This window comes from Luteibacter sp. (assembly GCF_051958795.1).
Lineage (GTDB): Bacteria > Pseudomonadota > Gammaproteobacteria > Xanthomonadales > Rhodanobacteraceae > Luteibacter.
Genome location: NZ_JBQCFT010000187.1, coordinates 1 through 5649 on the forward strand (window position 1 = coordinate 1; position 5649 = coordinate 5649).

Annotated in this window: 7 protein-coding genes; 3 read left to right on the top strand and 4 right to left on the bottom strand. The window is 67.9% G+C overall.

Translation table 11 applies throughout. The features are described from left to right. Nucleotides 1-136: 136 nt before the first annotated feature. From hemW to rph, 4 genes are read right to left on the bottom strand one after another with little or no spacing between them, the layout of a single operon-like run. Nucleotides 137-1294, bottom strand: a complete 1158-nt coding sequence (hemW, locus tag ACTHLF_RS09545) for a radical SAM family heme chaperone HemW (protein WP_440326907.1) — start codon at nt 1292-1294, stop codon at nt 137-139. Next, on the bottom strand, nt 1291-1884 hold the full coding sequence (rdgB, locus tag ACTHLF_RS09550) for an RdgB/HAM1 family non-canonical purine NTP pyrophosphatase (protein ID WP_440326908.1): 594 nt from the start codon (nt 1882-1884) through the stop codon (nt 1291-1293). Before rdgB ends, hemW begins: the two co-directional genes overlap by 4 nt. Beyond that, nucleotides 1884-2393 (bottom strand): GNAT family N-acetyltransferase, encoded by a 510-nt coding sequence (locus ACTHLF_RS09555; RefSeq protein ID WP_440326910.1) that lies wholly within the window; start codon nt 2391-2393, stop codon nt 1884-1886. Before ACTHLF_RS09555 ends, rdgB begins: the two co-directional genes overlap by 1 nt. Beyond that, nucleotides 2390-3121 carry a ribonuclease PH gene (gene rph / locus ACTHLF_RS09560; RefSeq protein ID WP_440326911.1) on the bottom strand — a complete coding sequence of 244 codons (732 nt, stop codon included), beginning with the start codon at nt 3119-3121 and terminating at the stop codon, nt 2390-2392. The genes ACTHLF_RS09555 and rph overlap by 4 nt, the downstream gene beginning before the upstream one ends. A gap of 75 nt (nt 3122-3196) precedes the next feature. Between rph and ACTHLF_RS09565 the strand changes: the two genes are divergently transcribed. The 3 genes from ACTHLF_RS09565 (at nt 3197) to ACTHLF_RS09575 (ending at nt 5499) form a co-directional block, all read left to right on the top strand. After that, the gene (locus tag ACTHLF_RS09565; RefSeq protein ID WP_440326912.1) at nt 3197-4060 is read left to right on the top strand and encodes a YicC/YloC family endoribonuclease; all 864 of its coding nucleotides are present in this window, start codon (nt 3197-3199) and stop codon (nt 4058-4060) included. Then, entirely contained in the window at nt 4060-4185 is a 126-nt protein-coding gene (locus ACTHLF_RS09570; protein WP_440326914.1) for a hypothetical protein, read from the top strand. The genes ACTHLF_RS09565 and ACTHLF_RS09570 overlap by 1 nt, the downstream gene beginning before the upstream one ends. 99 nt (nt 4186-4284) lie before the next feature. Next, the gene (locus ACTHLF_RS09575; RefSeq protein WP_440326916.1) at nt 4285-5499 is read left to right on the top strand and encodes a pilin; all 1215 of its coding nucleotides are present in this window, start codon (nt 4285-4287) and stop codon (nt 5497-5499) included. Nucleotides 5500-5649 lie beyond the last annotated feature (150 nt).

A 5649-nucleotide genomic window follows, 5' to 3' on the forward strand; every position in this document is an offset into this window, starting at 1 on the left:
CAGGATTCATGAGCTAGGCCCCTCCCCGGCCTTGGGCGCAAGTTTAGACGGCCATCCGTCTCCTGCGCCAGCGTGACGTGGTCGGCATCCGGACTAAGGCAAATGGTGTAGGTCTCGCCAGGCCGGAGACGCGGGCTCAGGCCATGAAGACTTCGATGACGTCGTTGAGGAAGCGCTGGCCCAGCGCGGTGGTGCGCAGCGTGTCCGGATCGCCTTCGATCCAGCCACGGCGGCGGCCCTCGGCCAGGCCGGCGGCGATGGCCTCGGCCGGGAGCCCGGTGCGCTCGGCGAAGTCGGCCATGGGCACGCCATCGATAAGGCGCAGGGCATTGAGCATGTATTCGAACGGCAGGTCGTCGGCGGCGACGGTGCTGTCGCCGCCGAAGCGGCCGGGGCCGGCCGCCGCCGAGAGGTAGGCCGCGGGCAGCCGGGTCTTCCAGCGGCGTCGGACCCCTTCGGGGCCACTGACCTTGCCGTGCGCGCCGGCACCGATGCCGAGGTAGTCGCCGAAGCGCCAGTAATTGAGGTTATGGGCGCAGCGGCGGCCGGGCAGGGCATAGGCCGACACCTCGTACTGGCCGTAGCCCCCCGCGGCCAGCCGATCCTGGCAGGCTTCCTGGATCGCCCAGGCCGCATCGTCGTCCGGGAGCGGCGGCGGGTTGGCGGCGAACGCCGTGTTGGGTTCCAGGGTGAGCTGGTAATGCGAGATATGGGTCGGCCGGAGCGCCATCGCCTTCTCGACATCATCGAGGGCACCCGCCAGGTCCTGCTGGGGCAGCGCGTACATCAGGTCGATATTGATGTTGTCGATGCCCGCATCCTGGGCCTGCTTCAAGGCATCGGCGGCCTCGTGCGCCGAATGGATCCGGCCGAGCCGGTGCAGCTTGTCGTTATCGAAGCTCTGCACGCCGAAGGAGATCCGGTTCACCCCGGCAGCCAGGTAGCCATCGAAGCGGCCGTGCTCGACCGTGCCCGGGTTCGTCTCCAGGGTCACTTCCGCGCCCGCCGCGAACGGCAGCCGTTCGCGCGCGCCATCGAGGAAGCGCCCGATCAGCTCGGGGGTGAACAGGCTTGGCGTGCCGCCACCGAAGAACACCGAGTGGATGGGGCGCCCGGCGATCGCGCCGCCGAAGTCACGCAGGTCCGCGTCCATGTCGGCCAGCAGCGTATCCACGTACGCCGCGTACTCGGGCGTGCCGCGCACGCCATGCGAATTGAAATCGCAGTACGGGCATTTGCGCACGCACCAGGGCATGTGCACATAAAGCGACAGCGGCGGCGGAAGCAGGCTCATGCGAGTTCGGCGAAGCGCGCCTTGAGCACGTCCAGCGCCTGGCCGCGGTGGCTCAGGCGGTTCTTCAGCGCCGGCTCGATCTCCGCGGCGCCCAGGTCGGAACCGTCGGGCAGGAACAGCGGGTCGTAGCCGAAGCCGCCCTCGCCACGCGGGCCTTCCATGATCTTGCCGTGCCAGCGGCCTTCGGCGATCAGCGGTGCCGGATCGTCGGCGTGGCGCAGCAGCACCAGCACGGCGATGAAGTAAGCGGTGCGCTTCTCCATGGGCACGCCGTCGAGCTCACGCAGCAGCTTCGCGTTGTTGGCGGCGCTGTCGCCGTGCACGCCGGAGTAACGCGCCGCGTACAGGCCGGGGGCGCCATCGAGCGCATCGACGCAGATGCCCGAATCGTCGGCGAGCGCCGGCAGGCCGGTAGCACGCGCGGCATGCCGCGCCTTGATCAGCGCGTTCTCCACGAAGGTGAGGCCGGTTTCATCGGCGTCGGACACGCCAAGTGCCGTCTGCGGCACGAGCTCCACGCCGCTGCCGGCGAGGAGCTGTTCCAGTTCGACGACCTTCCCGGCATTGCCGGAGGCGAGGACGATGCGCATCACAGGCCTTCCGCGAAGGCGGGTGCGTAGTTCACGCGGCCCTTGTAGCCTTCGAGGCCGCTGATGGTGAGCGGCAACACCTGGAACGCGTTGCCGCCTTCGAACGCATCGTGCAGTTCATGCGCCGATGCCTTGGAGAAGCCGAACTGCGCGTAATACGCCGGCGAGCCCAGCACGAACACCGCGCGGGCATCCGCGACGAAGCAGGCGCCGATGCCTTCCTCGATCAGCGCATGGCCGACGCCCTGGCGCTGGTGATCGGGCAGCACGGCGATCGGGGCGAGGCCCAGGGCCTTGCCGTCGTCACCGGTCTCGATCGTGAGCGGCGAGAACAGCACGTGGCCGATCACGGTCTCATCGTCGTCGACTGCGACCAGCGAGATGCTCGCGTGGCCGGCATCGACCAGGCGGCGCACGAGGTCACCCTCGTTGGGGCGGCCAAACGCGGCGTGGTGCACGGCGACGATCGCGTCGAGGTCGGCGGGCGTGGCGGCGCGGATGTCGGTCATGGCGCGATCCCCAGGGCAGTGCGCTGCGCGACCACCAGTTCGTTGATGCCCTTGGTCGCCAGGTCGAGCAGCGCGTTCATTTCATCGCGGCGGAATGCGTGGCCCTCGGCCGTGCCTTGCACCTCGATGAAACCGCCGCCGTCGTTCATCACGACGTTCATGTCGGTATCGCAGTTGGAATCTTCCGCGTAGTCCAGGTCGAGCACCGGCACGCCCTGGTATACGCCGACCGACACGGCGGCGATCGCGCCCATGATCGGGTTGCGCTTGATCGCCTTGCGCTCGAGCAGGGTGCCCACGGCATCGACCAGCGCGACGTACGCGCCGGTGATCGCCGCGGTGCGGGTGCCGCCATCGGCCTGGATCACGTCGCAATCGAGAGTAATCACGCGCTCGCCCAGGGCGGCGCGGTCGACGCAGGCGCGGAGCGAGCGACCGATCAGGCGCTGGATCTCCATGGTGCGACCACCCTGGCCGCCGCGCGCGGCTTCGCGCTGGGTGCGGTCGGTGGTGGCGCGGGGCAGCATGCCGTACTCGGCGGTGACCCAGCCCTCACCCTTGCCGCGCAGCCACGGCGGGACGCGCTCTTCCACCGAGGCGGTGCAGAGCACCTTGGTATCGCCGAAGCTGACGAGGACGGAGCCCTCGGCATGGCGGGTGTAATGGCGTTCGATGGTGACGGTACGCAGCTGGTCGGCAGCGCGGGCGCTCGGTCGGGAGAAGGTCATGTGGGGCCTGGGTTGGGCGCGGGCGGTGGGTCAGTTTACCATTGCCTCCTTTCCCCACGCGCGAGCGAGCCTCCCATGATCCGTAGCATGACCGCTTACGCCTCCGCCGAGCGCGCGGGCCCGTCCGGCACGCTCACCTGCGAGCTGCGCACCGTGAACCACCGCTACCTCGAGATCAGCCCCCGGCTGCCCGAGGACCTGCGCAGCTTCGAAAGCGCCCTTCGTGAGCGCATCGCCACGAAGCTGTCACGCGGCAAGGTGGACGTGACCGTCCGGTTACGCAGCGAGCAGGGCAACGCCGAAGGCCTGCGGATCAATGGTTCCGTACTGTCGCGGCTCTCCGAGCTGGCGCTCGACCTGGAGCAGCGCTTCCCGCGGATGAACATCGAGTTCACCGAACTGCTCCGCTTCCCCGGCGTGCTCCAGCAGCCGGAGGCCGATGCCGATGCCCTGCAGGCCGCCCTGCTCGATGTCGTGGACCGCGCGCTCGATGCGCTCTCCGATACCCGTGGCCGCGAAGGCGAGAAGCTCGGCGAGATCCTGCGCGAGCGCCTCGATGGCATCGAGAAGATCGTAGGCGATGTCCGCGGCTGGCTGCCGGAAATCCGTACGGCCCTGCGCGCACGCCTCGAAACCCGCCTCGCCGATGTCCGCCAGCCCGCCGAACCGGGCCGCCTGGAGCAGGAACTGGTGCTGCAGATCACGCGCATCGACGTGGACGAAGAACTCGACCGCCTGAAGACCCACATCAGCGAAGCCCGCCGCGTACTGGCGCTGAAGGAACCCGTCGGCCGCCGCCTCGATTTCCTCATGCAGGAATTCAACCGCGAAGCGAACACGCTAGGTTCGAAGTCGGTGGACTCGCGTACGACCAATGCCGCCGTGGAGCTCAAGGTGCTGATCGAGCAGATGCGGGAGCAGGTGCAGAATATCGAGTAATGCTTTACGCACTCGTCGCACGGTCCAGCGAACCATGCTTCGTGTTCTCATCGCTGGCGAAGCCGGATGTGCAGGGCGAAATCTATTACTACGTTCGCGTGATCTGCGATCCGCTGCAGCCCTGATCGGACGTTCCCCTCGACCCCACCTAAGGCCGATTGACGGCCGCCCCCGTGCGCTGGAAAGTACGCCGGCGCGGCAAGGGAGCCGCCCAGGGGGAAAACGTGGACGAAAAGATCTGGATTGGCCGGGGCGGGCAGAAGTACGGCCCGTACGAGGAAGCCGCGCTGCGCCGCTGGGTGCACGAAGGCAAGGTCACGTTGGACGTGCTGGCCTGGCGCAGGGGCATGGTGGAGTGGGTGAAGCTCTCCAGCCTGCTGCCGGATGTCGAGGCGCCGCCGCCGATGCCGCCGTCGCCGGCTGGCTGGGACGTGGGTCCCGCTCCATCACCTGCACGTGCGTATTCGCCTGCCTCCCAGGCCCGGGCCGAGCCCGAGCCAGAGCCAGAGCCCGACTTCAACCCGTTCAGCCATCGTCCCGCCGTGAGCTCCTTCAGCGCACGCGACGATGGCGGGTTCGCGCCGGATGTGCGCCGGGGTTTTCCCATGCCGCCTGCGCTGCACTGGTTCGGCGTGCTCGTCCTGGCATTCATCACCGGCGGTGTGTTCGCCTGGGCCTGGGCCTTCGTCCAGGCGAGCTGGGTGAAGAAGATCGACAAGGACAGCAAGTCGATGCTGTTGCTTGGTCTGTCGGCGGTCAGTTATGTCGGCGGCTTCGCCGTCGCGTTTTATGAAAAACCCCCCTTCGGGCCGCTGGTGATGCTCCTGCTCTTCCTTGTCTCGATCGTGCTGTTCTACATCGCCATCTATTCCATGGCAGCTGCGGTCGAACACGATGCCCGCAGGCGAGGCCTGTTTGTGCGGCTCGGCGGCATCACGCTGTTCTTCTTCCACATCTATTACCTGCAGGGCACGCTGACCTGGCTGGGCCGCTGGAAGGGAGCCGGTCTCACCGAGCCGGCGCCGCCGAATGGCGTCATGTGGTGCATCCTGCTGATTCCCTTGCCGGTGGTCTCGATCCTCGCGGCCATCGCGATCCCGCAGTACCAGAACTACATCATCCGCAGCCAGGTCATGGCGGGTGAGATCGCGGCGAGCCCGGTGCGGCAGGCGGTGACGGCCTATTACGGTAACCACGGCCAGCTGCCGCACGACAACCTGCAGGCCGGACTGATGGACGCCACGGCGCTGCAGGCGAAGTATGTAACCGCCATCAGCGTCGAAGACGGCCGCATCTCGGTGACGCTGGGTGGCGAAGCGAATATCAAGGTAGCCGGCGGCGTGCTGACACTGACCCCGGCCGTTGCGCAGGGCGCGCTGCAGTTCACCTGCAGCACGGATACGATCCCGGCGCAGTACCTGCCGAAGGATTGCCGCTAAGCCTCAGCCAGCCTGCAGGCGATCGTCTGCGGGCTGGCGCCCGGGCGCACCCAGCCGGTGCCAGGCCATGGCCAGGCCGCCGAGCACTAAGCCCAGGCCCACCACACCGTTCCAGCCGAACCGGTTCATCAGCCACCCGCTGATGACCGT